Consider the following 25,821-nt stretch of genomic DNA (forward strand, 5'->3'; position numbering starts at 1 on the left):
CCTCCCCAGGGGCAACTGATCGCCACCATATTGCCACATTTTGTAATGGCATTCGCTTCGAAAGGTGTTTCATGCAGTGGTATCCACTGCATTTTGCGCAGGTTTCCAGCTAAAGCGCCTGTCTTCGCGTAACCGGTCATTGAGCTGATCGAACAGCTGGCAAATCGGTCGAATCTCGTTACTGGTGTACACGCGATCGATCTTTTCAATGTCGCCAAACCCGCCGGTGTTCTCCGGGATGATGCCGGCTAGCGCGGGGTTCATCCGCCAGGCCGCGATGACATCGTTTCGGGTTATGTTCTTCACTTTCTCCAGCTCGTCTTTCGCCTGGAAGTCTCCCACGGGGATGATCTGAATCGCGTTCTCTTTGCCATTGGGGATGTTGACGAACATTGAGCGGAAGTTGCCCACACCTTTGCTGGCGCTGATTTGGGCGCGCAACTCGTCTTCGTCCTCTTCGGTCAAGTCGGGATCGTTGGTGTAGAAGATGTAGCCGGCGTGCGCGCCGTTGCTGTAGTAGCGCCGGCGGAAGAGGGTCGCAGCCTCATTCAGCAGCAACGCCTGCAGGCCGCCCAGGTAATCCGGAATCCCGTAAATGTTCTGTTCCACGTCGTAGTCCAGGACGTGGGAAATTTCGTGCTGTTCGAACTCCATTTCCTTGTTGTCCGGCAGCAGCATCACGTAGCCGCCGCCCACCTTCACGCGCATGTTGATCGCCGGCAGGTGCTGCAGCTCCAGCACCTGACCGAATGCGTTGGTGTCGTTGTAGAAGTACGCCTCACCAAACACCATGTAGTCCAGTCCGGCGCGTCCCATCGTCTCCGTGCTGCAGCCCGCCGAGGCGATGAACTCACGCAGCAACAGGTTGCGCTTGAATTTGGGAATGGCGCCGTGGTGCGCGTTGGCGCGCAAAAGCTTGGCCAGGCCAGCCCGTGACACCGGCGGTTTGTAGATCTTGCCGTCGTCGCTGGGAAACACACCCACGTACTCGCCGATGTTGCCGGACAGAACCTGCTCCGGCTCTCCGAACGTAAACGAGCGCATTGGCTGTTGCTGTGGTTGGGCTACGTGGTGCTTTCTGCGTTTGCGGTTGGCCATGGCTGCTCTGGTTACTCGTGACGTAGCGGCTACGGCGCCGCTTGTTGGTGTTCAAAGGTTCGTTGGACAGGGCGTGCATCACCGCCCAGGCAATGTCGGCGTGACCGGTGGCTTCGGTACGGGATGCGCTGTAGGTGATCTGGCCGCTGTTGGTGGCGCCGCGCTTGATGGTCAGGAACGCCTGGGCTATGTCCGTCCAACCGGCGTCCCACTCGATGCGGCTACCTTGGATCGTGTCCTGAGCCTTGAGGACGAGCGCGTTTTTCGCCTCCAGGCTGTAGTGAATCGGCGTTGCCTTGGCATAGAAGTCGCGCACCAGGTCGAATACGCCGTAACCCACGCCGGTGACATCGATTCCGATGTGCTGCACGTTGAAGCGCTCGGTCAGCTTCTTGACCTGCGCGGCCTGGTAGGTGAACGAGTGGCCCCGCCAGCTGTGCTTTTCCAGAATCCGGAACTTCGCCCCGGGTTCGAGCGGCGGCGCGATGACCACGCAGGTGGCATCGTCGCGTGTCCGGCTCGGGTCGTAGCCCAGCCAGACCGGGCTGTTGCCAAACGGACGATCCAGATCCGGGTTGTAGTCCTCCCACAACGACAGATCCGAATAGCAGCGCTCCAGATCCTTGAGGCTGAATGCGCTTTGGGTGCTGTCGATGAACTTGCAGTAGAACAGCTGCTGGAATTTGTCCTCGTCGTACTCCAGCTGCAGCTGCTCAAGGTCGAACAAGTCGCAGCCGCCGGCGATCGCATCGTCCAGGGTGATCGTCTTGCGCCACTGACCGTCCGGACACAGCGCGCCCTGCGTGTAAGCCGCCTCGCTCGGCCATTCGCCGCCGGCCTTTTTGCCGCGCTTGCTGTTGCGGAATTCGTCGCCCGACCAGAACGGATACGCCTGGTGCGACACGGCGCTGGGCGTCGAGAAATAGGTTTTGCGCCATTTCTTGTGAGTGCCCATGGCGCTGGCGACGGTGCTGAGCTTTTCGAAGTCGCGAATCCAGAAGTATTCGTCGACGTAGACGTGCCCGTGGTAGCCCTGGGCGGTGCTGCTGTTGGTGCTGAGGAAACGCAGCTCGGCGCCGTTGCTCAAGGTGATCGGGTTGCCGGTCAGCTCGATGCCGAACCACTGCTGGGCAAACTGGATGATGTAGCTGCGGAAAATCTCGGATTGTGATCGGCTGGCCGACAGGAACACCTGGTTGTCACCGCTCAACACGGCATCCATGAACGCTTCGCCGGCGAAGTAGTAGGTCAGACCGACCTGACGGCTCTTTAGGATGTTCCGGACACGGCGGGTAAGCGGGTTCTGTTTCGCCTCGAACAGCTCTTTCTGGTAGCCGTACATTTTCGAGATGAACTTTTCCAGGAAGTCCACTTCGGTAAGGCCGCTGATATCGTTCTTCGCTTTTTTCTCGCGCTTCTTGCCGCCGCCCTCGCCACGTTCACGGCGTTGACCTTGTGGACGCTCGCGAGGCCCGTCCGGACGATCTGACGGCCCAGTCGGCGCGGGTTTCGCTGCCAGTTTTTTTAAACGCTCCAGCAGGCTTGTCAGCCGCTCCAGCTCTTTCAGCTCGGCATCAGTCAGCGGATCGATCTTTTCCAGAATCAGGGTGATTCGTCGGTTGACGGCGCTCAACGGTTCTTCGTCCGTCAGCATCTCGTCCCAGCCGCCTTGGCGAATCCAGTAGTAGACGATGCGGATGTTAGGCAGCTTCAAATGCGCTTGGATTTCCTTCACCGAACAGCGGCGCAGGTATAGGCGTTTTGCGGCTTCTTTGACTTCGGTCGGGTAGTTCATGGGCCGCAGTCTATGCGGCGAAAACGCTGGAAACGCGGGGTTAAATCCCGGCATTCGCCTATATCCAGAAAATAGGAGAACGCCGAAAACCAACCGTTTGTTTGGGGCAAATCGGCTCCCTATCGTGGCGGCTCATTCAACGATTGAGCGCAGTTACCGACCATGCCCCGTTCCCTTGTCTCCTACTGGAAACGTGTTGCCACCAGCGGCCCGACCGTCGATGGCCGCGAGATCCTGCCCCAGGAACTGCGCGACATCGCCGAGACCTACACGCCTGCCAAATACACGGCGGTGATCTGGTGCGACCACGAACGCTGGCCGGGTTCCCACGGCACCGTTTTTGCCGTGCGCTTGGTTGAAGAGGGCGAGGATCTGGAGCCTGGCCAGATCGCGCTGGAAGCTCAGTTGAAACCGAACGATCGCCTTCTGTACCTCAACGACCAAGGCCAGAAACTGTTCAGCAGCATCGAAATCACCCCGAATTTCGCCGGCAGCGGCAAGGCCTATCTGACTGGCCTGGCGGTTACTGACTCGCCGGCAAGTCTCGGCACGCAAGAGTTGTATTTCTCCAATCGCACCAGTCGCGCCGCGTACTACGCCGCCTCGCAAGAACTCGGCCCGTTACGCGAAACCGAGCCGCAGGGCGAGATCGGGCGCCTTGCCGCCATGTTTACCCGCCTGTTCAAGCGTTTCGGAATTGAAGACACGCCCACCGAAAACACTCCGCAAACCCCAACCGAGAGCAAACCCCCAATGGATGAAGCTACCGCAACGGCCTTGAAAGCCCTGCTGGCCCAGCTGCTAGTCGTCGCTGCCGGCATTCAGGCCGTGATCGAGCCTGCGGCCGAAGATGCGCCGGAACCCGATCAAGCCCCGATCGATGACGTCAGCGCGGCCGTTGACGAGATCGTCACCACTGCTGAAGAGGACCGCGAATTCAAGCGCAATGGCGCCGGCAACAAAGCTGTGCTGGCCGCGCTGACCAGTCTGCAGAAGCAATTCACTGCGCTGCAGAACACATCGACCGGGCGCCAACTTCCGCGTGTAAACGGCGCGGCCGACAAATCCAAAGCGCGGGTGCTCTGAACATGGCCCGTTCCCTGAGCGCCTACGGCGCCAAGATGTACGCCGAAATGCAGCTGGCGATCGCCGAGACTTACGGTGTCGAGCTGTCCAGCAAGATGTTCTCCGTTGAACCGTCGATCGCCCAGGAGCTGAACGACGCCATTACCGCCAAATCGGACTTCTTGCAGCGCATCAACGTCATTCCGGTGACCGAGATCAAGGGTGAGAAGGTGTTTATTGGCGTGTCCGGTCCGGTGACTGGCCGCACCAACACCAAGACCACCGATCGCGTGGCGAAAGATGCTTCGGCGCTGGATAACAGCACCTATGAGCTGTCGTCGACCGAGTCGGACGTCGGGCTGCCCTACGCGAAGATTGATGCCTGGGCCAAGTTCCCGGACTTCCATCAACGCTACTCGGCTGCCGTGCAGAAACAGATCGCCCTGGATCGCATCATGGTCGGCTTCCATGGTGAGAAAGCGGCTGCGCAGACCGACATTGAAGCCTATCCAATGCTGCAGGACGTGAACAAAGGCTGGCTGCAGCAGCTGCGCGAGCAGGCGCCGCAGCAGGTACTCAAGGAAGGCAAGACACCCGGCAAGGTCACCATGGGGCCGGGCGGTGACTACGAGAACCTGGACGCCCTGGTGCATGACACCAAGCAAATGGTGGACGAGCGTTTGCGCGACGGCGGCGACCTGGTGGCAATCATCGGCACCGACCTGCTGGCCGCTGACAAGGCCAAGCTGTATGCCAAGCAGGGCGACACCCCGACCGAGAAAGAGCGCATCGAGGACGCCCAGGTGATCGCCACCTACGGCGGTCTGCCGAGCTTTAGCGTTCCGTTCTTCCCGGTCAACGGTGTGCTGGTCACCAGTTGGGACAACCTGTCGATTTACTTCCAGGACTCCAGCTGGCGCAAGCAAACCGTGGACAACCCGAAACGTTCGCGCGTTGAGGATTACAACAGCCGCAACGAGGGCTACGTGATCGAGCAGCTGGAAAAGATCGCGCTGACCGAAAACGTGGAGCTGGTGAAGTGAGCCTGGCCCTTGCCCACAAGCGCCGCATTTTGGCTCAGGGAACTGCTGCAGTGATCGCTGCTGCAGCGGCACCGCTGGCGTATTCGCCGGCGGAAGCCCTGAGCAGCCCAGCCAACGCGAAAAAACACCTGCTGCTGATGCAAGCCTCGCTGGATGAAGACCTGAAGCGCTTGAGCGATTTAAAGAACTTGGCGAGCAAACAAACGCTCAAGCGAACTGAGTTGCTGCCCAAGTATCAGGACTTCATCCAGCGCTACATGGATTCGGGCCTGGTGATGCAGAACCCCGTCCTGGTGCAGGTGATGGTCTGGCTATTCGACACCGAGCAGTTCGAAGACGGTCTGGAACTGGCGGACTTCGCGATCGAGCAGGGTCAGGAAATGCCGGAGCGCTTCAAGCGCAACGTGCAGACGTTCGTAGCGGACGCGGTGATCGAATGGGCTTTCCGTGAATACAACGCCCAGCGCAGCCCGGAACCGTACCTGTCCGACCTGCTGCCGCGTGTCGACGGCGAATGGGATCTGCCCGAACAGATCCCGAGCAAGTACCACAAGTTGATCGGCATGCGCGCCATGGAGGCCGAGCAGTGGGAAACAGCGCTCAAGCACCTGGAGCGATCGACCGAGTTGCACGCCAAGGCCGGCAACGAGACACGCATTGCGAAGTGCCGTAAGGCGATCGCCAAACAAACACCCGCCGTCACCGGCGCCCAATAACCGACTACCCCCCCAGCGGGGAACTGTGGACGTGTGTCTGCCATTTATGGACAGCCCCACGAAAAACAGTCTCCCCGCCCTAATTCGAGCGGTCAGCAATGAGCTTTTCCGGGAAACCCACCACCATTGTGGAACAGGCGATCGAGAACGACGGCTTCTGGCCGAACCTCTCCGTTGCCGAGTTTCAGAAGGGCTACCGCCTGCCGGCGGAGTTTCTGGGCGACCTGCTGACCGACGCTTTGTTTATTGCGATGGCCGAGGTCAATACCGACCTGGCCAAGCTCAAAACCGGCTGGCTGGCAGCGGGCATCGTGACCGTGGAAACAGCCGATCCGATGCTGCTGCCTGAGCGTGCATTCAAAGCCAAGTTGTACAAGCGCGCTGTTTACTGCCGCGCCAAGGCCAGCGCCCTGCAGCAGTTCGCCACCGTGACACGTCGCGAGAGCGCCGAGAACACCGGCAAGGAAGCGCCGGAGCGTGAAGACACGTTTCTGGCATTCAGTCAGCAGGCTGTGCGCGCCCTGCAGGGCCGTGGCCGCATCACGGCGAAGTTGCTATGACCAAGCTGCAGGCGTTGACCGCCTACCTGCTGGAACGCCGCCTGGTCGAGCCTGAACAGCTCGACAGCTGGACGGAGCAGGTAAAGCTGTCGCTGATCTGGAAACCCGACGTCGACGGCATGCACTTTGCCGACATGCACTATCGCGCCGTCATTGTCCTGGAGCGTTTCGCCGCCAATCCGGCCCGCATGATCGCATTGGTGGGCAGTTGGCTGGAGACCCACGACGCCGACCGCGACCGCCACGAACTGCCGGCGCCGGAATTCGCCGTGGAGCCCCTGGACAGCGATCTGTTCGACGTGGAAGTCACGCTGGAATTCGTTGAACCGCAGTACCTCTCCGAAGATCCGGACGGCGAAGTCGAGGCCTTCGGCAAGACCTGGGCGTTCATCCCATTTGACCTGTGGGTCGCTGAGCGCGGCGAGGTGGCCACCAGTGGCGGGGCGTAGCACGTTCGAACTCGATGTGCGCGGACGTCTGGGAGTGCGTGAGCAACTGGCCTTGCTGGCTTTGCCGCCACAGTTGCGCCGGCGTTTGCTGAACCAGGTGACCAAGCGCGTGCGGACGATGAGCCGCAAGCGTCAGCGCGCCCAGCAGAACGTGGACGGTTCGGCATTCGCCCCGCGCCAGGGCGAGAGCAAGGGCAAAAAGAAGATGGAAGCCGGCCTGGCCAAGCTGATGGTGGTCACCCGCGTGACCGCTGATGAAGCGGAACTGGGCTGGAAAAACGCCCTGACCCGATGGGTCGCCGCCCAGCAGCACTACGGCGTCAGCGAGCGTCGCACCGCCGCGCAGATGCGCCGCTGGAACAAAACCCCGCCTGGCCTGGCTGCCACCGAGAAACAGGCAAAGCGCCTGCGCCGGTTGGGCTTTCGCGTGCGTCAGGCCGGCAAAAAGACACTGACCAGGCCGTCAGTGGCGTGGATTCAAGAGCATGTGAACTACGCCAAGGCCGGCCTGCTGATTCGCATCCTGGACGTCCAGCGCAGCGAGTCATCGGGCGCGCAGAGCTGGGAAATCACGCTGCCCAAACGCCAGTTCATCGGCGCCGAAACCGAACGCGACACCAACCTGCTGATTAACCAGGTGTTGCAACAAATCCTAACTTCACCCCGCTAACGAGGCACTGCATGGCACTCGGTCAAGTCACCGTCGACAATCTCAACCTGGGCCAGGGGCCTGTGAGCGAGATTGAGCGTTACTTTCTTTTCATCGGCCCTGCCGGCAAGAACGTCGGGCAGATCCTGCCGCTGAACATGGACAGCGACCTGGACGTCCAACTGGGCGTCCCGGCAAGCGACCTGAAAACCCAAATCACCGCCGCCCAGCTCAATGGTGGCCAACGCTGGGCGTGCGTGGCGGCTCCGATCGGCGCCGAGGGCGATTGGGCCAGCGCATTGGAAAAGGCCCAGCAACAGGGCTACTCCGTCGAAGCCGTGGTGATTACCAACCCGGTCACCACTGCCGCTGAATTGTCGGCCATGCATGACGCGGCGATCGCCCTGAACAACACCTACGGGCGCCGCGTGTTCGTTATGGTGTCCGTGCCTGGCATCACCGCCGAACAGACCTGGGCGCAGTACGTCAGCGAGCGCAAAGGGCTGCTGGTCAATCTGGCGGCGCCGCGTGTGCTGGTCGTGCCGCAACTGCATGGCAATGACCTGGGCGTGCTGGCCGGGCGCTTGGCCAACGCTTCTGTGAGCATCGCTGACAGCCCCATGCGTGTGGCCACCGGTGCCGTGCTGGGCCTCGGTCCTGTCCCGATCGATGGCGACAAAGTCCCGCTGACCTCGGCTGTGCGCAGTGAACTGGATCGAGCGCGCTACTCGGTTTCGCAGACTTATCCCGATTACCCGGGCGTGTACTGGGGCGACGGCAACATGCTGGACACCGCCGGTAGTGACTTTCAGGTCGTGGAATACCTGCGCATCACCGACAAGGCCGCTCGCCAGATCCGCCCGCTGCTGATTCGCCGCGTGGCCGATCGCCGCCTGAACAACACCCCCAACAGCATGGCCGTCAACACCAACCAGTTGATGGCGCCGCTGCGTGCCATGGCCAAGTCCACCACGTTCGCGGGTCAGGTGTTCCCCGGTGACATCGAGCCGCCGAAAGATGGCGACCTGGTGCTGACCTGGGAGACGAAAACCAAGGTCGCGGCCTACATCAAGCTCAAGCCCCACAACTGCCCGAAAGACCTGACCGCAAACATCGCGTTGGATCTTTCCACCGACAAACAGGAGTAACGCCCCATGGCGAAGATTGGCGGCAAGAACTTTGACGTGAGCCTGGGCGATATCGCGCTGCACGTCGAAAGCTGCACTTTGGATATCACCGACAACTCTGCAGTGGCCCAAACCCGGGGCGTGCCAGATGGCACCGTGGACGGTGACGTGGCCGCTGCCGGCGAATTCGAGCTGGACACCACCAACTTCAATCTGCTGATCGACGCGGCGCGCTCGGCGGGCAGCTTCCGAGGCCTCAAACCGTTCGATGCGGTGTTCTTCGCCAAGGCCGGCGAAGACGAGGAACTGCGGGTGGAAGCCTTCGGCTGCAAGGTGAAGCTGTCCAGCTTGCTGGCGATCGATCCGAAGGGCGGCGAGAAGTCCAAACACAAGGTGCCGTTCGACGTGACCAGCCCGGATTTCATCCACATCAACGGCGTGCCGTACCTGGCTGCGACCGAGATCGAGGGGCTGCGCTGATGGTGGACTGGTTCGACCGTGCCCAGGAGCTGGAGCAACGCCAACGTGACCAGGCGATCAAGGCCCAGCTGAGCAAGCCCGTGCCGGTCGGGCCGAGCCTGACCCATTGCCAGGACTGCGACAAACCAATCCCGCCTGCGCGCCAAGCGCACGGTGGCATAACCCGGTGCGTCCCGTGCCAGACGGACGTCGAGAAGAGTAAACGCCGATGACCACTGAAACTTCGCGTCTGGGGACGCTGGAGCGGCAACTTGCCGTGATCGAGCACCGCATGAACGAGTTTGAAGGTCGTCACGACACTGTGCCGACTCGCGTCACCAAGCTTGAACAGCAATTCGAGAACATGACTGGCCAGCTCAAGGAACTGAACAAGGGACAGCAGGCGTTGACCCTGGCGGTCAACGTGATCGGCTCCAAGGTCGGGCGCTTGCTGACCATCCTGACGCTGGTTGGCGCCGTGCTGCAGATGGTCGTGCCGGCACTGTTGCGCGTGTGGTTCCCATGAGCCTGCGCGGCAGGATCATGGCCGGCGTGATCGCGCTGGCCAGCACGCCGCTGGTGATCTTCCTCGGCACCTGGGAAGGCAACGGCCAGAACACCGTTTACGCGGACAAGCTCGCCGGCGGACTGCCCACGGTTTGCAAAGGCATCACCCGGTTTACCAGCCCTTACCCGGTCGTGGTCGGCGACTACTGGTCGCCCGCCAAGTGCGCCGAGGTGGAGCAACTGGTGATCCGCAAAACGCAGCTGCAGCTGGCCGAGTGCATCACGAACCCGAACGTGGGCCAGAACACGTTCGACGCACTCACCAGTCATGGCCACAACTTCGGCGTCACCAGCACCTGCGCCAGTCGAGCGGTCGCGCTTATCAACGCCGGTCGCATCGCCGAGGGCTGCAAAGCCCTGGCCTGGGCGCCGGACGGCAAAACGCCGGTGTGGGCCTTTGTGACGGACGCCAAGGGCCAGAAACGCTTCATTCCCGGCCTGCACAACCGCCGGCTGGCCGAATCCCGGCTGTGCGCGGAGGGCTTGTGATGCTGCGCGAAGCCTTGTTCCTGGTCGTGCTGTGTCTGGTTGCCTGGATCGGTTTCGACGCGCTCGAAGGCCAGCGCGACGAAGCCAGGCGCGAGCGCGACAGCGCGAAGTGGGAGGCCAGCGGCCTGCGGGAAGCTGCACGCATCAGCGGCGAAATGCTCGCTGAGCGGGACGCGATCGACCAACGAAACACCAAGGAATTGACCGATGCACGCACTGAAAACGAACGTCTGCGCCGCGCTGTTGGCGATGGCACTGGCCGGCTGTACGTCCGCGCCAGCTGTCCCTCCGCCGGATCTGTGTCCGCCACCGCCGGCACCGCCCGCGTGGCTGATGCAGGACGCGCCGAACTCGCTGCAGACGCTCGACCGGATTATTTCACCCTTCGAGATCAACTCGCCAAAAGCCGGCAAATGATCGTCGGACTGCAGCAATACGCCCTGGGCGTTTGCCGGCGATCGCCGGCGCCCTCAGCCAATCCTTTATCCAACCTCAACAAGTGAGTCATCCAATGAACGAACAGAACAAAGAAATCACCCTGGAAGTCGGCGAAAACGAATTCACCTTCAGCCTGACCCCGGCTGACGTGACCAAATACTTCAACGCGCTGACCCAAACCAACAAGGTCGCCCCGGGCCACAACCTGCTGATGAACACCGTTAAGCAAGAGGAAAAGGCCACGCTGAAACCGCTGCTGGCCAACCCGGTGATGGTGATGCAACTCGCCGGCGCGCTGCTGGAGGAATACGCACCCAACGTTGAGGTGATCGTAAAAAAGCGCTCGAGCACGCTGAGCGCCTAAGCGAAAACGGCCTGGGCCAGCTGATGGCCCTGACGAACCGCTGGCTACCTGGTGCCGAACCCACGCCCGAGGCGATGGGTACGGCCAAGTGGCTGGAGGACGAACACTGGAGACGCATGGAGTTTGCCGTGGCTAACGGCATCGCCCTTGCGCTGAACGGGTAACGACATTGGCAGACCGTAGCGCCAGCCTGGCTTTCATCCTGAGCCTGACCGATAAGGTCACCGCGCCCCTGGGCAAGGTGAAAATGGGCTTTTCCGAGCTTGCCGATCAAAGCGAAAAGCACATCAAGACGATCGGCCTGGGCTTGGGTGGTCTGACGGCGGGCGTGGTCGCCATTCGCGAATCCATGGAACCGGCTCTGGAGGTCAACCGTGCCTTGGGCGACGTGCGATCGCTGGGCGTGGCCGAGGATGCGCTGTCGGCGCTCAATGCCAAGTCGCTGGAGTTCGCCGTGAACTACGGGGAAAACGCCAAGGATTTCGTGGCGTCCGCGTATCTGATCGAAGGCGCTATCAAGGGGCTTGCCGGCAACCAGCTGGCTACGTTTACCAACACCAGCAACCTGTTGGCCAAGGCCACCAAATCCGACGCCGAAACGATGGGCGAGTACGTCGGCACGCTCTACAACCTGCAGAAGTCCCAAGCCGATGCGATGGGGAAGGGCGCGTGGGTGGAAAAACTCGGCGGCCAGACGGCGCTGGCGGTGCAACTGTTCCGCACCAGCGGCGCGGCCATGAAAGACGCCTTCAAGGAAGCCGGGGCGATCGCCACGACGTCCGGCGTCGACCTGGCTGAACAGATGGCAGTGATAGGCACCCTCAGCAGCACCATGGAAGGTGGCGACGCCGGCGGACGCTACAAGGCGTTTTTCGAGAACATCGGCGCCGCCTCGGAAAAGCTGGGCATGAAGTTCACCGACCAGCAGGGAAAGATGCTGCCGATGATGACTATCCTGGACAAGCTCCAGGGCAAGTTCGGCGATCTGACCAGTGCGTCGGCGGGAGCCAAGCTGATGGAGGCTTTCGGCGGCGAAGGCGCCCAGGTAATCGGCGCGCTGGCCAAGGATACCGATCGACTGCGCAACGGCATCGAGCAGTTGGGCAAGGTGCGAGGACTGGAGAACGCCGAGCAGATGGCCCGGGCCATGGTCGATCCTTGGCAGCAGTGGGCGTCCCTGGTCGAAGTCATGCGCGTGGTGTTCGGTCAGGTACTGATCCCGGTGCTGTCGCCGTTCATGGCCAAGATGGTCGACATTGGCAAAACCCTGGTGCGCTGGTCGCAGCTGTTCCCGAACATCACCCGCGTAATCGGCATCACTGCGCTGTCGATCATGGGCATCGTCGCCGCCATGTCAGCCTTGACCATGGTGGTGGGCATCGCGCGGATGACGTGGCTGGGCATGCTCACCGTCTGGAAACTGTTCCAGGCCATGGGCCTGCGTACGGTCGCGATGTTCATCCTGCAGAAACTGGCGATCCTCGCTTACGTCGTGGTGATTCACACGCTGAGCGCTGTTCTGGCGGTCATTCGTGGCGCCATGCTGCTGTGGCAAGGAGCGATTTGGCTCGTCAACGCGGCGCTTTTGGCCAACCCGGTGGTGTGGATCGTGGTCGGCATCGTTGCCTTGGTCGCGATGATCGCTGCAGCCGTCTACTACTGGGACGAATGGACGACGGCCCTGATGAACACCGCCGCGTTCCGGATCGTCGCCGAGACGTTCCAGAAACTGTCCGACTGGTTTGATTCGATGGGCGGCTGGTCAGGCATGGCCAAGGCCGCGTGGGACAGCATCGTCGGCATTTTCACCAAGGCCGTAAACGGCGTGATCGAGCTGCTGAACAGCATCCCGGGCGTGAACATCGAGGCGCGCTTCGGCGGTATGCCCGAGGTGCCAGGCGTCGACGCGGCCACCAGCGCTTCCGACACCGCCAACGCCGCGCAGAAAGCCCAACAGACAATCAATGCGGCCATTCCAAGCCTGTCGCCGGCGCGCCCGTCGGCGGTGCCGCCTGGTGGCCTGCTGACCAGCATCCAGAACAACAGCAGCAGCCAGAACAAGGGCACGCATGTGGAAAACGTGAACATCCACACCGGCAAGCAGATGACGCCGCTGGAGATGGAAAACATGGTCGCGATGGCGGTGGGCGGATGAGCGAATACGTGGATTTGCTGATCGCCGACAACGACCTGGCGCTTGATCCATCGAACCAGCCCAAGCTGGTCGATGACCGCGCCTGCATCGCCCAGGACATTGCCCACATGATCCGCGACAGCGGCCTGCTAGTGACTCTGGTGGCCGAGCGTGACCGCCTGCGTCAGCGTGATTGCATCCAGCAGATGGAACTGCTGGTGGAGGACGACGTGCGTCTGGTGCCGGGTACAGCACGCATCACCGAGCAGGCGCCAGGCGTGTACCTGGTGACCGCCAAAACCATTAAATTCGGATCGATCGAGGTAAGTCTGTGAGCGTCGATTTCAAAAAGGTGATTGCCGATACTGGCATCCCGACCACCGAAGCAGGCTTGAAGGCTGCGTGGGAAAAAGAGGTGGAAGCCCAGGGCGCGAAAGTCGCCAACACCAGCAGTTATTCCCCGTTCTGGCGGGTGATGACCGCACTGGTGACCAAGCCGGTGCTGTGGTTACTGGACTTCCTGTGCCTGACCGTGTTGCCCAACTTCTTTGTGAAAACGGCGGTCGACGCCTGGCTGGATACCTTGGCATGGGCGGTCAACGTCGAGCGCAAAGGTGCGACCAAGGCGAAAGGCAAATTGCTGTTCACCCGGGCCATTCCGGAAGGCGTGCTGGAGTTGGAAAAGGGCATCGTGGTGCAGTCGGCCGCAATCAATGGCAACGTCTACAAACTGGTTACGACGGCGCCGGCGACGTTCCAGCAGGGCCAGCTGCAGCTGGACGTTCCCGTGGAGGCAGTCGAGGCCGGCAGCGGCTTCAATCTGGCGCCGGGGTACTACGCGATCCTGCCGGTTCCGATTCCCGGCATTGTCCAGGTGGTGAATAAAGACGGCTGGCTGGAATCCCCAGGGGCCGATCCCGAACCGAACGACCAGTTGCGCCTGCGCGTGCGTAACCAGTTCTCGGCGGTCAATCAGTGGCACACCGACGCGGTGTATCGCGCCATGATTTCCGCCTTCCCTGGCGTGCGGCCGGATGGCGTGTATTTCGAACACGGCGCGCCCCGTGGCCCGGGCAGTGCGAACGCCTACATCCTGTTCGATGCGGGTGTGCCGGCAGACGCCTACCTGCAGCAAATCAATGCGCACATTCGCGACCAGGGCAACCACGGCCACGGCGACGATCTGCTGGCCATGGTCATGCCCGAAGTCCCGGCGACCGTGACGCTGTGGTTGTGGCCCAAGCCCAACTTAGGGGCCGAGCGGATCGCCGCCATGGTGAAAGAGGTGGAACTGTTCGTGCGGGCTGCGTTTCGCGAAAGCACCGCGACGGACTACCAGCCGACGCTGACCTATCCGCAATCGCGTTTCAGCTACAGCCGGCTCAGTGAAGAGATTCACCAGCAGTTCGAGGACATCGCGTCCCTGCGGTTCCTGCCCGGTCAGGACATCATCAGCGGGCTGAACATTCCGCGCCTGGGCCAGTTGAAGGTGACGGCGCAATGACCAAGCTCAAGTTGCCTTTCTGGCTCGGCGGCACCGAGCTGTCGAAGTTACTGGCCGCTGCACAGTCCTGGTGGGAAACCGTCACCGGCTGGCTGCGCTGGCCTTACCTGCAGATCGATCCCGACACCTGCCACCTGGCCATTCTGGAACTGTGGGCCTGGCAGCGTGACGTGACGCGCTTCACCGGTGAGCCAGAAGCTCTGTTCCGCCTGCGCGTGAAATTCGCCTTCATCAACTCAGTGGACGCCGGCAGCACTGCCGGCATGAAGCGCATTTTCGAGCGCCTGGGCGTCGGCTACGTCGAGATCGAGGAACGCCAGCCCGGGCGTGACTGGGACGTGGTGCTGCTCAAGTTCAGCAATGCGCAACTGTCCCTCAATCCGGAGCTGTTGCGTGTGCTGATCCAGCAGTACGGCCGCACCTGCCGGCGCTATGACTTCGTGACCATTACCCCCGTGGGCCTGCAAATGGGCCTGATCGACTTCAACGACGACCAGCAGACGCTGGTCGCCAGCCTGTAGGAGCGCACCGTGAGCGCCAGTATCACTTTGGCCGGCGAAAGCCAGATCGCCCTGAAACAAAGCCAGAAAAAGCCCCTGGTCGTGGCGAAATTCATCTTCGCCAACGTGCCCGGGCTTGATCCCGAAACGCCGGTGGATCGCGCCGCTGGCAAGCCGCCAGCGGGCCAGATTGTCCAGGTCTACGACATCCCCGAGGAAAACCGGGGATTTGTAAATCCGAACCAGGTTGTCTACAGCGCCCAGCTCGGTTCCGACATCGGCGACTGGGACTTCAACTGGATCGGCCTCGAGGACGCGGACGGCCTGCTGTTTGCCGTCTCCTACGTTCCGCTGCAGCAGAAGCGCAAGAACATCCCGCCGCTGCAGATCGGCAACAACGTCACGCGCAACTTTTTGGTGGCCTACGACGGTGCCCAGGCGCTGACCGGCATCACCATTGATGCCAGCACCTGGCAGCATGACTTTACCGTGCGCCTTGCCGGGATCGATGAGCGCGAGCGCCTGAGCAATCGTGAAATGTATGGTCGCGCCTGTTTTTTCGGCAACGCACTGGCGTTCGGAAAGAGCGAAAACGGCTTCCAATTGGGAACCGGTACGGCGTACATCGAAGGCATTCGGGTGTCGATGACAACCCCATGGCCGTTCACCGGTGTCATTCCCGCCGGGACAATCACACTCGACGTCTGCCTGGAGCGGCAACTGAACGATCGGGTGGCAACGTGGAAAGTCGTCTACGGAGAAAAGTCCGATTACACCGACTCGGCCGGCGTTCGCCATTACTGCGTGCCGATCGCCTTTTACACATCGCCAACGGCGTTCTGGGACGCGCGCAAGCCTGAGTCAGTCGCTGGGCCGTTGATTCAGCACTTCGCGGCGCGTGATGGCGATTACGCGAACCTGCGCGCCCGTGGTACGACCAAAGAAGACGTGGATCTGGGCAACCTGCCCAACGCCAAGAGCGATGACCCAACCACCAACAGCAGCGAGATCCTTGCCACCACGGCCGCGTTGAACAAGCTGCAGAAGCAGGTCGGCGACGCGATGACTGGCATGGTCGCTGGTTTCGCCATGTACACGCCGCCGGCCGGCTGGCTGCCATGCAACGGTGCCGCCATCTCACGGACTGCATTTGCGGTTCTTTTTGCACGAATCGGCACGTTCTACGGTGTCGGGGACGGATCGACGACTTTCAATCTCCCCGACCTGCGTGGCCTGTTTCCACGAGCGTTCGACGACGGTCGGGGCCTCGATGCGGGGCGGGCGTTCGGTAGTTTTCAAGACATGATGATCCATTCTCACGCGCACACCGCCTCGGCTGCAGCGGTCGGCGACCATGCCCACACCGCCTGGACGGACGCCCAGGGCAACCACGCTCACCGAGCCTGGACTGATGCCCAGGGCGCGCACAACCACTCCGCTCCGAGTTCGCCAGGTATCGGCCAAGGCGCCGGCGGTATGAACTCGGTTCAACAATCTGGGGGGGCGCATGAAACGTCGTGGGCAGGGGCTCACCAGCACGTTGTCGGCATGGATGGCGCAGGCAATCACGCGCACAACGTCGGGATCGGCGCCGGCGGCGCGCACACCCACGGCGTGACCGTGGCCGCCGCCGGCGGCACCGAAACCCGGCCCAAGAACTTCGCCCTTTACTACTGCATCAAGTATTGAGATCGAGCATGACTGAAAAACTCGTTTATCAGACCAACCACTTTGGCATCCTGGTCGGCACCGTGAGGGCTGACGAATCGCCACTGGAACCAGGCGTTTTTCTGATTCCCGGTGGCTGCGTGGAGATTGCACCGCCGGTGATCCCGGAACACAAAGCCGCGTGGTGGAACGGCAGCGCCTGGCAGCTTGTGGACTACTTCGGCGGCGTCGTGGTGTACAGCACCGCGACCGGCGAGCCGCGCACGCTCGAAGGTTTCGAACCGGTGCCGGCGGGGTACACCATGAGCAAACCCGGGCCGAACCAGATCTGGAAGGGCGGCGGATGGGTCGATGACATTGATGCCGTGCTGGCTGCACTTCGGGACAAAAAGCTGCAGATGATCGGGGCTGACTGCGCCGAGTACGTCGCCGGCGGCTTCAACTCCAGCGCGCTGGGTGACGTGCATCGTTATAGCAGCGCCATCGATGACCAGGTGAACCTGAACGCCCAGGTGTTGCTGGGACAGGATGACGTTTACCCGTGTACCGATGCTGACCAGGTGCTGGCCTTCCGGCCCCACACCATCGCCCAACTGCAGAAGGTCAGCCACGACCTGGTGCGCTTCCGTCAAGGCGCCCAGCAGTGCGCCGAGTTGTTGCGCCAGTCCGTTGAAAAGGCCCTGAAAGACAAAAACCTCAAGGCGATGAACGCCATCACCTGGACGCCGCCGGCATGAGCTGGGCGCCGGTGACGATGCGCTGGCCAGAACAGGCCACGCAATGGATGGGCGGGCTGTCCGCTGCCAAGGATCTGGCCGCCGGCGAGCTGGCCAGCACCGCGCAACGGTTGGCCGGTTTGAGCGGGTTGGCCAACACCAACCCGGGGCCGGTCGGCGACGCCGCGAAAGGCGCCATTGAAGCCGGACGGGCGGCGCTGGCCGAGCAGTTGGGTGAGGTGCCCGCGTGCCTGGTGGTGACGCCTTTTCAAAGCGGCGTCGGCCAAGGCAAGGGCTATCAGCGCTTCCTGTCGGCGCCGAACGTGCTGGAACACCTGGCCAAAAAACTGGAGGACGCCACCGACTCGGGTCGCCCGGTCGGGCCGCAATATGCCCTGTCGGTTCTGTTCCTGGGGACACGTCTGGAACAGTTGGCCAGCGGCCTGTCGCGTTTCAACGCGTTGTTGCCGATCGGCGACCTGGTGCGAACCGAGCGGCGCGCTCAGCACCTGATGAAACTTGAGGCTGAAAAATGGGAGATCCCTGGCGCCGGTGCGTTGCCGCGTTGGCAAGGACTGCCCCTGGAGCGATGCACGGTGGTAAGGGCCGCGAAACAGTCCATGGCCGGCCAGTTGGCCATGCTGGAGGGCTACGCCGCCGACAGCTCGCCGCTGGGCGATCTGGCTGCGCTGGCCGCTCGCAAGGCAGCACAGCAACAAGGACGGGATCAACAATTGGCTGATCTGAAAAACCTGCTGGCTGGGGGTAACCCCGACGTCAGCATACGGGCGCGCCTGATTGGCCCGGGTAATCCCAGCGAGCTGCGCCAGGAGCTGCTGAGCGGCGATGCCCCCAGGCATGAGTGGGTGCAATGCGCCGGCCTGCTGCTGGTGGGCACGCAAGAGGGGTTGAGTTTTGTACGGGAGCTGGTGGGCCTATGACGCTGTTGCTCGATGGGCAAAAAGTCCAGGGGAAGAACCTCAAGGTCACCGGCAATCTACGCATCGAAAGCGGCGACATGTCGGGGCAGACCAGCAACACCGACAAGGCGCACAAGGGCTTCAAGCCTAAAACGTTGGCCGTTTCGCTGATGATCCCCTTCGTTGATCGGGTGCAGCTGACTGACTTGATGCGTCTGGCCGAAGCCACGGCGAGCGGCGGTGAGCTGCATCTGTATCGCGTCGTGAACGACACCGCCGAGGCGTTCGGCGTGCGCCAGGTGGAGTTTTCCGAAGGCGTCAGCGCCCGCGAAGCCGACAACCTGAAAGCCTGGCTGGTGCAGTTCACGCTGAGCGAGCGCGAGTCGAACCCGGAAAAGGTTGAGGGTCGGCGCGCCGGCAACAAGGTCGACGCCCAGGGCGCCCCGGGCAGCGCGGTCGGTGAGGGCGGTAGTAACTCAGGTTCGAGCGACAACCCGGAGTTGAGCGGGTTTGAAAAGGTGCTGGGCCGTGTGGACAAGTGGCTGGGGAGTGAGCAGACGTGAAACTGCACAAGGTTCTGTCGATCAATGGCGCGCCTGTTCGCCTGGTCAAGGAGGACGTTCGGCTGGACGCCACCAGTCCAGGGCGGGCGAACTTCACCGTTCAGTCTGCTGAGCCGCTGAAAGGCTTGGTGATGCTGGATATCGGCTACAACGACCGCACGCTGCAGCGCCACTTCATCGGCTATGTCGAGCGTTGCACCGCCGCCAATGCCAAAGAGCAGGTGCTGTTCTGCCGTGAGCTGGCTGCTGTGCTGGCCAACCCGTTGCCGTTGAACCTGCGCCATGTCGATCTGCGCGCAGTGCTGGCTGCCATCAGCGAGCAGACGGGCGTGCGATTTCGCGTTCCCGATCGGCCTTACGCCGGCGTGAAGACGCCGTACTTCTACAGCCTTGCTGCCGGATACCAGGCCATGGACAGCCTGGCCCGCGTGTTCAGTATTCCCGACTTCACCTGGCACCAGCTGGGCAACGGCGAAGTGTTCGCCGGCAGCTGGGCCGACAGTTTTTTTGGCGCCCGGGCGGCGCTGCAGATCCCCACGGAGCTGTTCGACGGCTACCAGGGCAACCAGAGCGCGATGATCGCGGCCCTTCCCGGGTTGCGACCAGGTGCAACGATCAACAACGGCGAGCGCATCACCAGCGTGGCGCTCGCCAATGACCAGATGGCCATCCGATGGAAGACGCAATCCGCCGCGCTGTAGAGCGCCAGTTCCCCGAACTCACTGGTGGTTACCACCTACCACGCTTCGCCCGCGTCATCGCCGTGGCTGATGCTCCGGCTGATGCTGGGATTTGCGACGACTTCCGTCCGCGCTACGCGGTCGACATTGAAGTCCTGGGCGCCGATGACGAGCCAGATCCGGCCATCCCGACGCTTACCGGTGTCCCGCTGCCGCTGCCTACGGGGGGCGAGGACATGGGCATTTATGCCTTTCCGGAGGAAGGCACGCGCGTTGTGGTGTGCTTCGCCTACGGCCTGCCGAACAAGCCCTACATTCAATCGATCTTGCCCCACGGTCTGAGCATGCCCAAGGTGCCGAAAGGCGACCAGGTGTGGCAGCTCAGCGGCTCCGCACAGCAGCGCGTCGACGCGGACGGCAACTGGCTACGCCAAACCGACGGCAAAATCCGGGATCAAGCGATCGAGCGCGAGGTTGAAGCCCTGGACAACCGCGAGCAGTTCCAGAGCCACACGCGGGCGGTCGATGACCACTCGACCGAGACGGTGGGTGGTGTGAAAAAGATCGAGGCGCTGGGCGCGCTCAAGTTGCTTTCAGGCGGATCCGCGAGCCTGGCGGCTGTGGACGACCTGCACCAGGCCACTGGCCGCGACTTTAATTTGGTGGTGGGGCAGAAGCACAACGCGACGATCGGCGGCGACCTGCAGGAGCGGATCGAGGGTATGCGCAGGAGCGTTGTGGGGCAGAGTCAGCGCCTGCAGGCTCCGAAGACCTGGCTGGGGTCGGAAGGGGTGAACGCGCTGCAAGTGCTCTGCGATTTGCTCGACTTGGTGCAGGAAATGAACGTTCAGCTCGCGGGACATACCCATGGGCCAACGCCGGTACCGAGCAATGCGGCGGCGTTTGATAATTGCGCGCTAACAACTTTAGAGTTGGGGTCAAAGCTCGAAGGCATCACGTTGTAGTGGTTAAATCGAGAGGGAGATTTTTTTGCTCGATGTTCTCCCTTATAGCTGTATAGGATGCTAGCTGTTCAGGGGTAAGGTCGAGTTTTTTAATGATGTCTGGTATTTCAGTAGTTGTTGTTACAGAGTTTTTGAAGTTTTCACAGCTTTGCCAAACCGCTCCTGCGGTGTGGATCAGGTTGGCGAGCCTCTTGGAGTAAACGTAGGGTGAGGTTGGCTCATTGAGATTGACGCTTGGCAGTGAGCTATTCAGCTTCTCTAGGATGCCAAGTATCTCTTTAGCACTTTCGCGCTGCGCGCTGCAATATTTATGTGCTACTTCGCTAAACAGACTGTTCAAATATAGTGAGCCAATATGGTGAGGAACTTTTGAACGGTACAGTCTTTCGTAGGCGACAAGAATGCTGCAGAGATTACATAATTCCTGAACAACTATGGTGGCGCTTCGCTGAATCTGATCAACGTCCTCTTCACAACATGTCATCTTTCCTTTCACAGTTTTGGCGTCTTTCCTGCTGGTTGTCCAGTAGTTCAGGCCAAAGCCCAAAAGCGTTCCGATTAGTCCTGTGGCTGCAGGCAAGAATTTGTCCGCTGTCAGTCCTGGCTTCGCGCTTTGAATGTACTGTATGCACTGTGAAAAGTTTTCAAAATCCATGATTTTTCCGGGTTCTTTGAATAATTGACCGTGGCGATTCGCCGCTGAATTTGGGTTTGCTTAACCGGTGGGATATTGAGTGTGTTGCGATGTCATCCGGGCCTCACAGGAGTCGAGCGCGGCCATGTTAACGTATCCACAATCTGCAAGCCCACCTGTTCACTCTTGATCCGCTTCGTTTGCAGGCAGCAGCTATCGGGCGTGAACCCAGAAAATGTTGAAGCGCCCTGTGAGGAAAGCAAGCCAGCTACTAACTGAGCTTGCGGAAAACCGCCCCCTAATAAGGCGGTTTTTTTTGCCCGCCAAACAGTGATGGGTTGACCAGATACGCCGGTTTCCGTCGTGGGTCCCGACCACACCAGTGCCGAACAGAAAAAATCCGTCGCGAAAAAAATCTGACCGAAAAAGCACTTATCCCCCTCCCGCCGACGGGCTTTACATCTCTTTTTTTTGCAAGCATGGGTGCTGATGTAAGCGGTGCTCCGGCGAAGGCCCACAGTGGGTTCTCTGCCATGTTTTGCAATTGCACAATGTGCAAAGCTTGGCAACGAAATGATAGGGCTTTGAAGAGCGCCCGGACGGAGAGGATCGGTAGCAGTTTCCTGGGGGCGATGGTTTACAAGGAGAGGGCCCTTAAAAACAGACATTTTGCTGTGTTTTCATTTTTTGGACAGCTCGCACCAGGTGAGCTGTCGGCGTCATCCAGGAACAACATCGATATGCCTGAAACCCCCTGCCAGATGGGCTTTTCAGACACAGAGTCAATTGCACGGATTGTCCATCACTGAGCCGTATTTTGAGTGGCGATTTGGGAGGCTTAGAGAGTTTCTATAGAGGAGAGTCACTGGCCATTTTTAAGGGGCAGCGCAGGGAAAAAATAATTTTGGTAAGCGAGGCCAAGGAATGGCTTGGAATCCTTACAGGACGCGGTTTCCGCCCACTCGCTTCACTATACCTCGATACCGTTGGAAGTAGAGAAGCGGGTAATGGGAATAAAATCCTCATTACTGACTCGGAAAACTATTTAAATCAGGATGATTTAAGTAATAAGCCAAAAGCCCGACCAGAAAAAATGTCGGGCTTTGTCATTGAGTGAAGTATTTAAACCGCTGGAGCAGTATTTTGTGTGTGTGTGTGCAAATTCAAGGAGAATTCGCGAAGGCAGGGTGGTATTGGAGATAAAAGAGCAAGAGTTCTAATGACGTCTCCTTTTGGGTTGAATTTCATTCCGGCCTTGATTTTGAAGTGTTGTGGCGCAGCGGAGCAACGATCGTCTTTTAGTTTGTGAAGCAACTCTGTGTAAACTCCAAAGACAAATTTTCCCCTCCAGTCTTGCATAGGTGATAGTGCTTCGAACTCAGGAATAGTTGCGGGAATCGTGTTGGGGTCGACGTCGTTTGGCCATCCAATTAAATCTAAGTGATTAGCTCCCGAATGGGTGATCTGATTAATATCTATATTGATGTATTTGGTTATTTGGTTGTTTATGCCTTGCAGCTTTATTTGGTTTTTTCGCGCAAAAAAAATAGCCCTATTTGCGTCTCTCATTGTGTTTGAAAATTCGGTTAGTCGACCTTCGATTGTTTTTATGATTTGATCTACGCTGGTTTCTTCATCTGTTTTATGGCAGAAGTATTCTTGAGTCAATAGTGGGCGAAGAATAGACATGGTGCATAAATTGTTTTCAATCGAGTAGCCATTGGTGCAGTAAGTATCTGCCGAAGGACTATGCTGCTTAAATCCATCAAAGTCTTTGTCGATGAAGTAGGCGACATTTTTGTCGGCTGGGTTTTGACGCTTGCACAATAAGTCTCTAAGTCCTAGAACTTGGTCTTTTCCATTAACTACGAGGGCGCGGTAATCTATCTCATCGTATATTCTACGAAAAATCGTATCATAGTAAGGATAGTCTTCATGACCCTCGAAGACGCATACGAGATGATCAACTGCTTTGCTCCTTAGCAGATTGTAGTCAAGGAGAGCGACGTGTGGCTTGTGCCTTGCGAGTCTGAGTCTGTCAACGAGGCTAGTCATAGCTGTTGCTCGTACTTAACTGTTAGGGATTCCGCGTACGGATCCAAATCATTGTCAAATATGAATGGGGAGTGTGTAATTGCAATGAGTTGATGGCATGAAGGAGACTCTAAAATGTCAATAAGAAATCTTCTTTGCCAAGACATGGCGAGTGATAACTCAGGCTCATCTATAAGTATCAAATAATTTTTACTTTGCTGAAGGTAAAGTTTGGCAAAAATTGCGACAATTTGTTTTTCGCCTGATGATAGGTTATTCAATAAAAGTGTATCGTTGTTGTAGTTGTTTTGGATGGAAACGTCGAGGGCGAACTTGTCGAATATAAATTCTTTTTCGGGGATGCCATTTGATTCTGTCGCTGACAAAAGCCAGTAGCTATTAACTACGTTCGCAAAGCCTTCAATTAATTGCTCTTGCGCCTGCGTAGTTGCGTAGATTGATATAATTTGATGGATGTGCGCACGCAGCCCATCATAAACAGAGTCGTTAATTAGGCCGGAATATATTAGGTCATATATTTTTGCTTCTGTTTCGCTACCCGCATGGCCAAGTCTTGCTAGAACCAGGTTTAGTTTTGAGCTAAAGTCATCATTTATGTCTCGGATATAATCAGGGCTTCGAGATGCTGGCGAAAGTAGCTTTTCTAAAGATTGAGCACTGATTCTTGAGTATGAATTTAAAGTGACAGTTTTTATTTTTTCTTTAAACGCTTCCAACCTTGTTTCGACGTCGCCCATGCCAAACCAAATGAGCTGGTCGTTATCTTCCTCCTCGTCAACCTCAAATCCAAATTCAGATCTTCTATTTTTTTTGCCTTGGGAAAATTCCGACATTTCAGTTTCGATTCTTCGGAATGTCGGCAAGTATAAAATTTTTAAACCTCCAAGCGCCTTTGTTACTTTTTGCATCAAGTTGCGACAGACGCTGTTAGGATAATATTGTTCGGACGCCTCAGTGTATAAGTTGAGAAGTTCAGTTCTTCCCAGTGGGCAGCTATAGTACGTTGTTCGATACTCATTGGTATAGCTGAATGACTCAATTCCATTCATTTGAATGAATGAAATGTCCCTTCTTAATTTTCTGTCCGTTACGCCGTTCTTTTTAAGTGCGATTGCAGCTTCGCTTGGTTTGGCACTATAGTTTTTAGGAAAAAGATCTTTCTTGTTGAAGATCAGCTCTTTGTGTTCCTTTAGCTTTAGCTTTAAGTATACAAAATCAATAGTGAAGAGCTTTGAGGTGTCTGACGTCAAAACTGCGTGAAGGGCACTTAAGAGAGTTGTTTTTCCAGTGCCATTCTCCGCCGCAACGATTTTGACGCAGTATCTGTTTTCAAGTCTAAGTGTTTTATAACCATTTACGCCACCTAGCTCGAACCATTCTATGAAGGGGGCGGTTTTTGATAGTTCTGATATTTTTGGCAAGATGCGCTCCTTTGCTCTATTTACTATGTAAGTGTTGCTTGTGGCGAAGTTTCGAAATACTCAAGCCACTGACAATGCCTTTTGTTCTAGTTTAAAACGTTATATATTAGCAGCTTTGTCCCGGGTTCCTCGCGCTCAGCATATCAGTATGCTAGGGAGTCGTGCATCTACATGGTTCCTCCTATTAGAAGGCTTGCCATAGCTAATAGCAGAAAAAGCCCACTATAGAAAGCCGGCAGACCATCCTGCCGATTCCCATGTGATGAAAAGCATGAGCGAAAGTGAACCTAGGAGCCCGCACAGCGCATACAGCTTCGGAGGCAGCTTCGCTGCAAGAGTAGTCCAAAAACCAAAGAGTCCTGCGTAGCCGGCGACTAAAATCAAATTTGTGTAGTTGGCTGCACCAGCCATCAGCTTTCTCGTTTAATTGCATCAACAATTCAGCGTCTTTATCTCTTTCGAGATGAAGCTGGAATTGCTTCAATTCTTGAATTTCCCTCGCATGTGCATTCACGACTTCGCTTGCCTGCTGGTTCCATTGATGCTGATTCATTCTGCTCCGCCCTAGGTGAGATTTGGTAGAACCGGATCTAATGACAGTCCATCGAAGCCCTTGAAAATACGCGCCACAAGCTAGTCCTTTTCTAAATTTCTCAATATTGCCATGCCCTGATTGATAAACCCCGCATTCTCCCCAATTCGCTCAAGCGCCACGCGGGCATTCTCCCCCACGGCCTCGTATCCCTGTTGCTCGACCAACAGGACCAACTCCATCAACGCTGCTTCAAGCCCAAGCTGGTTTTCGTACATTTTTTCGAGGACGACGGTGAGGGAATATTCGCTGGCCATGTATTCGACTCCATTCGGAAAGCAGCAAGCATAGCAGGGCACCTGTGCTGGCCAATTTCAGTTCGAGGCTGGGGAAAAGGTAATTTTGGTAAGAGGGTGAGAAAAACTGGCTGCAGCCCTTATAGGCCGTGGCTTTGAGGTATTACCTTTGGAGGTAATATTTGGTAAGACCGGAGGTAATATTCCACCAAGTGCCTGATTTTAAAGGGTTTCGTAGGTGGCTGGAATTACTACGACTGAGGGTAATTTTCTAACCTTTCTATTACCCTATTATTACTTTTACTAAACTAACCTAAGTTACTGATTATATTGGGTTTTTATGACTATAAAATAGAAAATTACCAAAATTACCTTTTTCCCAGGGGTCAACCTGAAAACGTCGTAAGGCACAGA

32 protein-coding genes are annotated in these 25,821 nt (G+C 58.4%); 25 read left to right on the forward strand and 7 right to left on the reverse strand.

Annotated features, from left to right (window positions below):
- Positions 1–69: 69 nt before the first annotated feature.
- Positions 70–939, reverse strand: coding sequence for a phage portal protein (locus AC07VV_RS19155; protein ID WP_495037335.1), 870 nt, complete (start codon positions 937–939; stop codon positions 70–72).
- Complete coding sequence (locus AC07VV_RS19160; protein ID WP_495037120.1) at positions 851–2,893, reverse strand: terminase large subunit domain-containing protein; 2,043 nt, start codon at positions 2,891–2,893, stop codon at positions 851–853. The genes AC07VV_RS19155 and AC07VV_RS19160 overlap by 89 nt, the downstream gene beginning before the upstream one ends.
- A 162-nt stretch (positions 2,894–3,055) precedes the next feature.
- Here AC07VV_RS19160 and AC07VV_RS19165 point away from each other — a divergent pair, with 162 nt between their 5' ends.
- From AC07VV_RS19165 to AC07VV_RS19280, 24 genes are all read left to right on the forward strand, one after another.
- Complete coding sequence (locus AC07VV_RS19165) at positions 3,056–3,979, forward strand: GPO family capsid scaffolding protein (protein WP_495037121.1); 924 nt, start codon at positions 3,056–3,058, stop codon at positions 3,977–3,979.
- A 2-nt stretch (positions 3,980–3,981) separates the two neighbouring features.
- Positions 3,982–5,001: a phage major capsid protein, P2 family gene (locus AC07VV_RS19170; protein ID WP_495037122.1), complete on the forward strand. Its 1,020-nt coding sequence runs from the start codon at positions 3,982–3,984 to the stop codon at positions 4,999–5,001.
- Entirely contained in the window at positions 4,998–5,717 is a 720-nt protein-coding gene (gene gpM / locus AC07VV_RS19175; RefSeq protein ID WP_047293126.1) for a phage terminase small subunit, read from the forward strand. The genes AC07VV_RS19170 and gpM overlap by 4 nt, the downstream gene beginning before the upstream one ends.
- A gap of 98 nt (positions 5,718–5,815) precedes the next feature.
- Positions 5,816–6,277, forward strand: a complete 462-nt coding sequence (locus AC07VV_RS19180) for a head completion/stabilization protein (protein ID WP_495037123.1) — start codon at positions 5,816–5,818, stop codon at positions 6,275–6,277.
- Positions 6,274–6,726: a phage tail protein gene (locus tag AC07VV_RS19185; RefSeq protein ID WP_495037124.1), complete on the forward strand. Its 453-nt coding sequence runs from the start codon at positions 6,274–6,276 to the stop codon at positions 6,724–6,726. The genes AC07VV_RS19180 and AC07VV_RS19185 overlap by 4 nt, the downstream gene beginning before the upstream one ends.
- Positions 6,713–7,396, forward strand: a complete 684-nt coding sequence (locus tag AC07VV_RS19190) for a virion morphogenesis protein (RefSeq protein ID WP_495037125.1) — start codon at positions 6,713–6,715, stop codon at positions 7,394–7,396. Before AC07VV_RS19185 ends, AC07VV_RS19190 begins: the two co-directional genes overlap by 14 nt.
- 11 nt (positions 7,397–7,407) lie before the next feature.
- Complete coding sequence (locus AC07VV_RS19195) at positions 7,408–8,523, forward strand: DUF2586 domain-containing protein (RefSeq protein ID WP_495037126.1); 1,116 nt, start codon at positions 7,408–7,410, stop codon at positions 8,521–8,523.
- A 6-nt stretch (positions 8,524–8,529) separates the two neighbouring features.
- Positions 8,530–8,982: a phage protein gene (locus AC07VV_RS19200; protein WP_025111123.1), complete on the forward strand. Its 453-nt coding sequence runs from the start codon at positions 8,530–8,532 to the stop codon at positions 8,980–8,982.
- Positions 8,982–9,194 (forward strand): TraR/DksA C4-type zinc finger protein, encoded by a 213-nt coding sequence (locus AC07VV_RS19205; RefSeq protein ID WP_102685930.1) that lies wholly within the window; start codon positions 8,982–8,984, stop codon positions 9,192–9,194. Before AC07VV_RS19200 ends, AC07VV_RS19205 begins: the two co-directional genes overlap by 1 nt.
- Positions 9,191–9,487: a hypothetical protein gene (locus AC07VV_RS19210; RefSeq protein ID WP_025111125.1), complete on the forward strand. Its 297-nt coding sequence runs from the start codon at positions 9,191–9,193 to the stop codon at positions 9,485–9,487. The genes AC07VV_RS19205 and AC07VV_RS19210 overlap by 4 nt, the downstream gene beginning before the upstream one ends.
- On the forward strand, positions 9,484–10,017 hold the full coding sequence (locus AC07VV_RS19215; RefSeq protein ID WP_495037127.1) for a lysozyme: 534 nt from the start codon (positions 9,484–9,486) through the stop codon (positions 10,015–10,017). Before AC07VV_RS19210 ends, AC07VV_RS19215 begins: the two co-directional genes overlap by 4 nt.
- Positions 10,017–10,520: a lysis system i-spanin subunit Rz gene (locus AC07VV_RS19220; protein ID WP_495037128.1), complete on the forward strand. Its 504-nt coding sequence runs from the start codon at positions 10,017–10,019 to the stop codon at positions 10,518–10,520. Before AC07VV_RS19215 ends, AC07VV_RS19220 begins: the two co-directional genes overlap by 1 nt.
- Positions 10,521–10,528: 8 nt before the next feature.
- Positions 10,529–10,819 (forward strand): putative phage tail assembly chaperone, encoded by a 291-nt coding sequence (locus tag AC07VV_RS19225; protein ID WP_495037129.1) that lies wholly within the window; start codon positions 10,529–10,531, stop codon positions 10,817–10,819.
- A 23-nt stretch (positions 10,820–10,842) separates the two neighbouring features.
- Positions 10,843–10,983 carry a DUF6890 family protein gene (locus AC07VV_RS19230; RefSeq protein WP_039013052.1) on the forward strand — a complete coding sequence of 47 codons (141 nt, stop codon included), beginning with the start codon at positions 10,843–10,845 and terminating at the stop codon, positions 10,981–10,983.
- 5 nt (positions 10,984–10,988) lie between these two features.
- Complete coding sequence (locus tag AC07VV_RS19235; protein WP_495037130.1) at positions 10,989–12,974, forward strand: phage tail tape measure protein; 1,986 nt, start codon at positions 10,989–10,991, stop codon at positions 12,972–12,974.
- On the forward strand, positions 12,971–13,288 hold the full coding sequence (locus AC07VV_RS19240) for a DUF2590 family protein (RefSeq protein ID WP_443522578.1): 318 nt from the start codon (positions 12,971–12,973) through the stop codon (positions 13,286–13,288). The genes AC07VV_RS19235 and AC07VV_RS19240 overlap by 4 nt, the downstream gene beginning before the upstream one ends.
- Entirely contained in the window at positions 13,285–14,457 is a 1,173-nt protein-coding gene (locus AC07VV_RS19245) for a baseplate J/gp47 family protein (protein WP_495037131.1), read from the forward strand. The genes AC07VV_RS19240 and AC07VV_RS19245 overlap by 4 nt, the downstream gene beginning before the upstream one ends.
- Positions 14,454–14,978, forward strand: coding sequence for a phage tail protein (locus AC07VV_RS19250; protein ID WP_495037132.1), 525 nt, complete (start codon positions 14,454–14,456; stop codon positions 14,976–14,978). The genes AC07VV_RS19245 and AC07VV_RS19250 overlap by 4 nt, the downstream gene beginning before the upstream one ends.
- 9 nt (positions 14,979–14,987) lie before the next feature.
- Complete coding sequence (locus tag AC07VV_RS19255) at positions 14,988–16,646, forward strand: phage tail-collar fiber domain-containing protein (RefSeq protein WP_495037133.1); 1,659 nt, start codon at positions 14,988–14,990, stop codon at positions 16,644–16,646.
- Positions 16,647–16,654: 8 nt separating this feature from the next.
- On the forward strand, positions 16,655–17,362 hold the full coding sequence (locus tag AC07VV_RS19260; RefSeq protein ID WP_495037134.1) for a hypothetical protein: 708 nt from the start codon (positions 16,655–16,657) through the stop codon (positions 17,360–17,362).
- Positions 17,359–18,282, forward strand: coding sequence for a hypothetical protein (locus AC07VV_RS19265; protein ID WP_495037135.1), 924 nt, complete (start codon positions 17,359–17,361; stop codon positions 18,280–18,282). Before AC07VV_RS19260 ends, AC07VV_RS19265 begins: the two co-directional genes overlap by 4 nt.
- Positions 18,279–18,824, forward strand: coding sequence for a baseplate complex protein (locus tag AC07VV_RS19270; protein ID WP_236181515.1), 546 nt, complete (start codon positions 18,279–18,281; stop codon positions 18,822–18,824). The genes AC07VV_RS19265 and AC07VV_RS19270 overlap by 4 nt, the downstream gene beginning before the upstream one ends.
- The gene (locus AC07VV_RS19275; RefSeq protein WP_273898034.1) at positions 18,821–19,525 is read left to right on the forward strand and encodes a hypothetical protein; all 705 of its coding nucleotides are present in this window, start codon (positions 18,821–18,823) and stop codon (positions 19,523–19,525) included. Before AC07VV_RS19270 ends, AC07VV_RS19275 begins: the two co-directional genes overlap by 4 nt.
- Positions 19,498–20,469 (forward strand): hypothetical protein, encoded by a 972-nt coding sequence (locus tag AC07VV_RS19280; protein WP_495037136.1) that lies wholly within the window; start codon positions 19,498–19,500, stop codon positions 20,467–20,469. Before AC07VV_RS19275 ends, AC07VV_RS19280 begins: the two co-directional genes overlap by 28 nt.
- Here AC07VV_RS19280 and AC07VV_RS19285 read toward each other — a convergent pair.
- Positions 20,459–21,124: a hypothetical protein gene (locus AC07VV_RS19285; protein ID WP_495037137.1), complete on the reverse strand. Its 666-nt coding sequence runs from the start codon at positions 21,122–21,124 to the stop codon at positions 20,459–20,461. The two genes, AC07VV_RS19280 and AC07VV_RS19285, sit on opposite strands and share 11 nt — an antisense overlap.
- Positions 21,125–21,920: 796 nt before the next feature.
- Here AC07VV_RS19285 and AC07VV_RS19290 point away from each other — a divergent pair.
- Complete coding sequence (locus AC07VV_RS19290) at positions 21,921–22,220, forward strand: hypothetical protein (RefSeq protein WP_495037138.1); 300 nt, start codon at positions 21,921–21,923, stop codon at positions 22,218–22,220.
- A gap of 5 nt (positions 22,221–22,225) precedes the next feature.
- On the opposite strand, the gene AC07VV_RS19295 is transcribed toward AC07VV_RS19290, so the two are convergent.
- From AC07VV_RS19295 to AC07VV_RS19310, 4 genes are all read right to left on the reverse strand, one after another.
- On the reverse strand, positions 22,226–23,158 hold the full coding sequence (locus AC07VV_RS19295) for a DUF4435 domain-containing protein (RefSeq protein WP_495037139.1): 933 nt from the start codon (positions 23,156–23,158) through the stop codon (positions 22,226–22,228).
- Positions 23,155–24,579: an AAA family ATPase gene (locus AC07VV_RS19300; protein ID WP_495037140.1), complete on the reverse strand. Its 1,425-nt coding sequence runs from the start codon at positions 24,577–24,579 to the stop codon at positions 23,155–23,157. The genes AC07VV_RS19295 and AC07VV_RS19300 overlap by 4 nt, the downstream gene beginning before the upstream one ends.
- Positions 24,580–24,781: 202 nt before the next feature.
- Positions 24,782–25,132 (reverse strand): hypothetical protein, encoded by a 351-nt coding sequence (locus tag AC07VV_RS19305; protein WP_495037141.1) that lies wholly within the window; start codon positions 25,130–25,132, stop codon positions 24,782–24,784.
- 80 nt (positions 25,133–25,212) lie between these two features.
- Positions 25,213–25,428, reverse strand: coding sequence for a hypothetical protein (locus AC07VV_RS19310; protein ID WP_495037142.1), 216 nt, complete (start codon positions 25,426–25,428; stop codon positions 25,213–25,215).
- Positions 25,429–25,821 lie beyond the last annotated feature (393 nt).

The sequence above is a fragment of the Pseudomonas sp. GW821-FHT02C04 genome, from assembly GCF_059421845.1.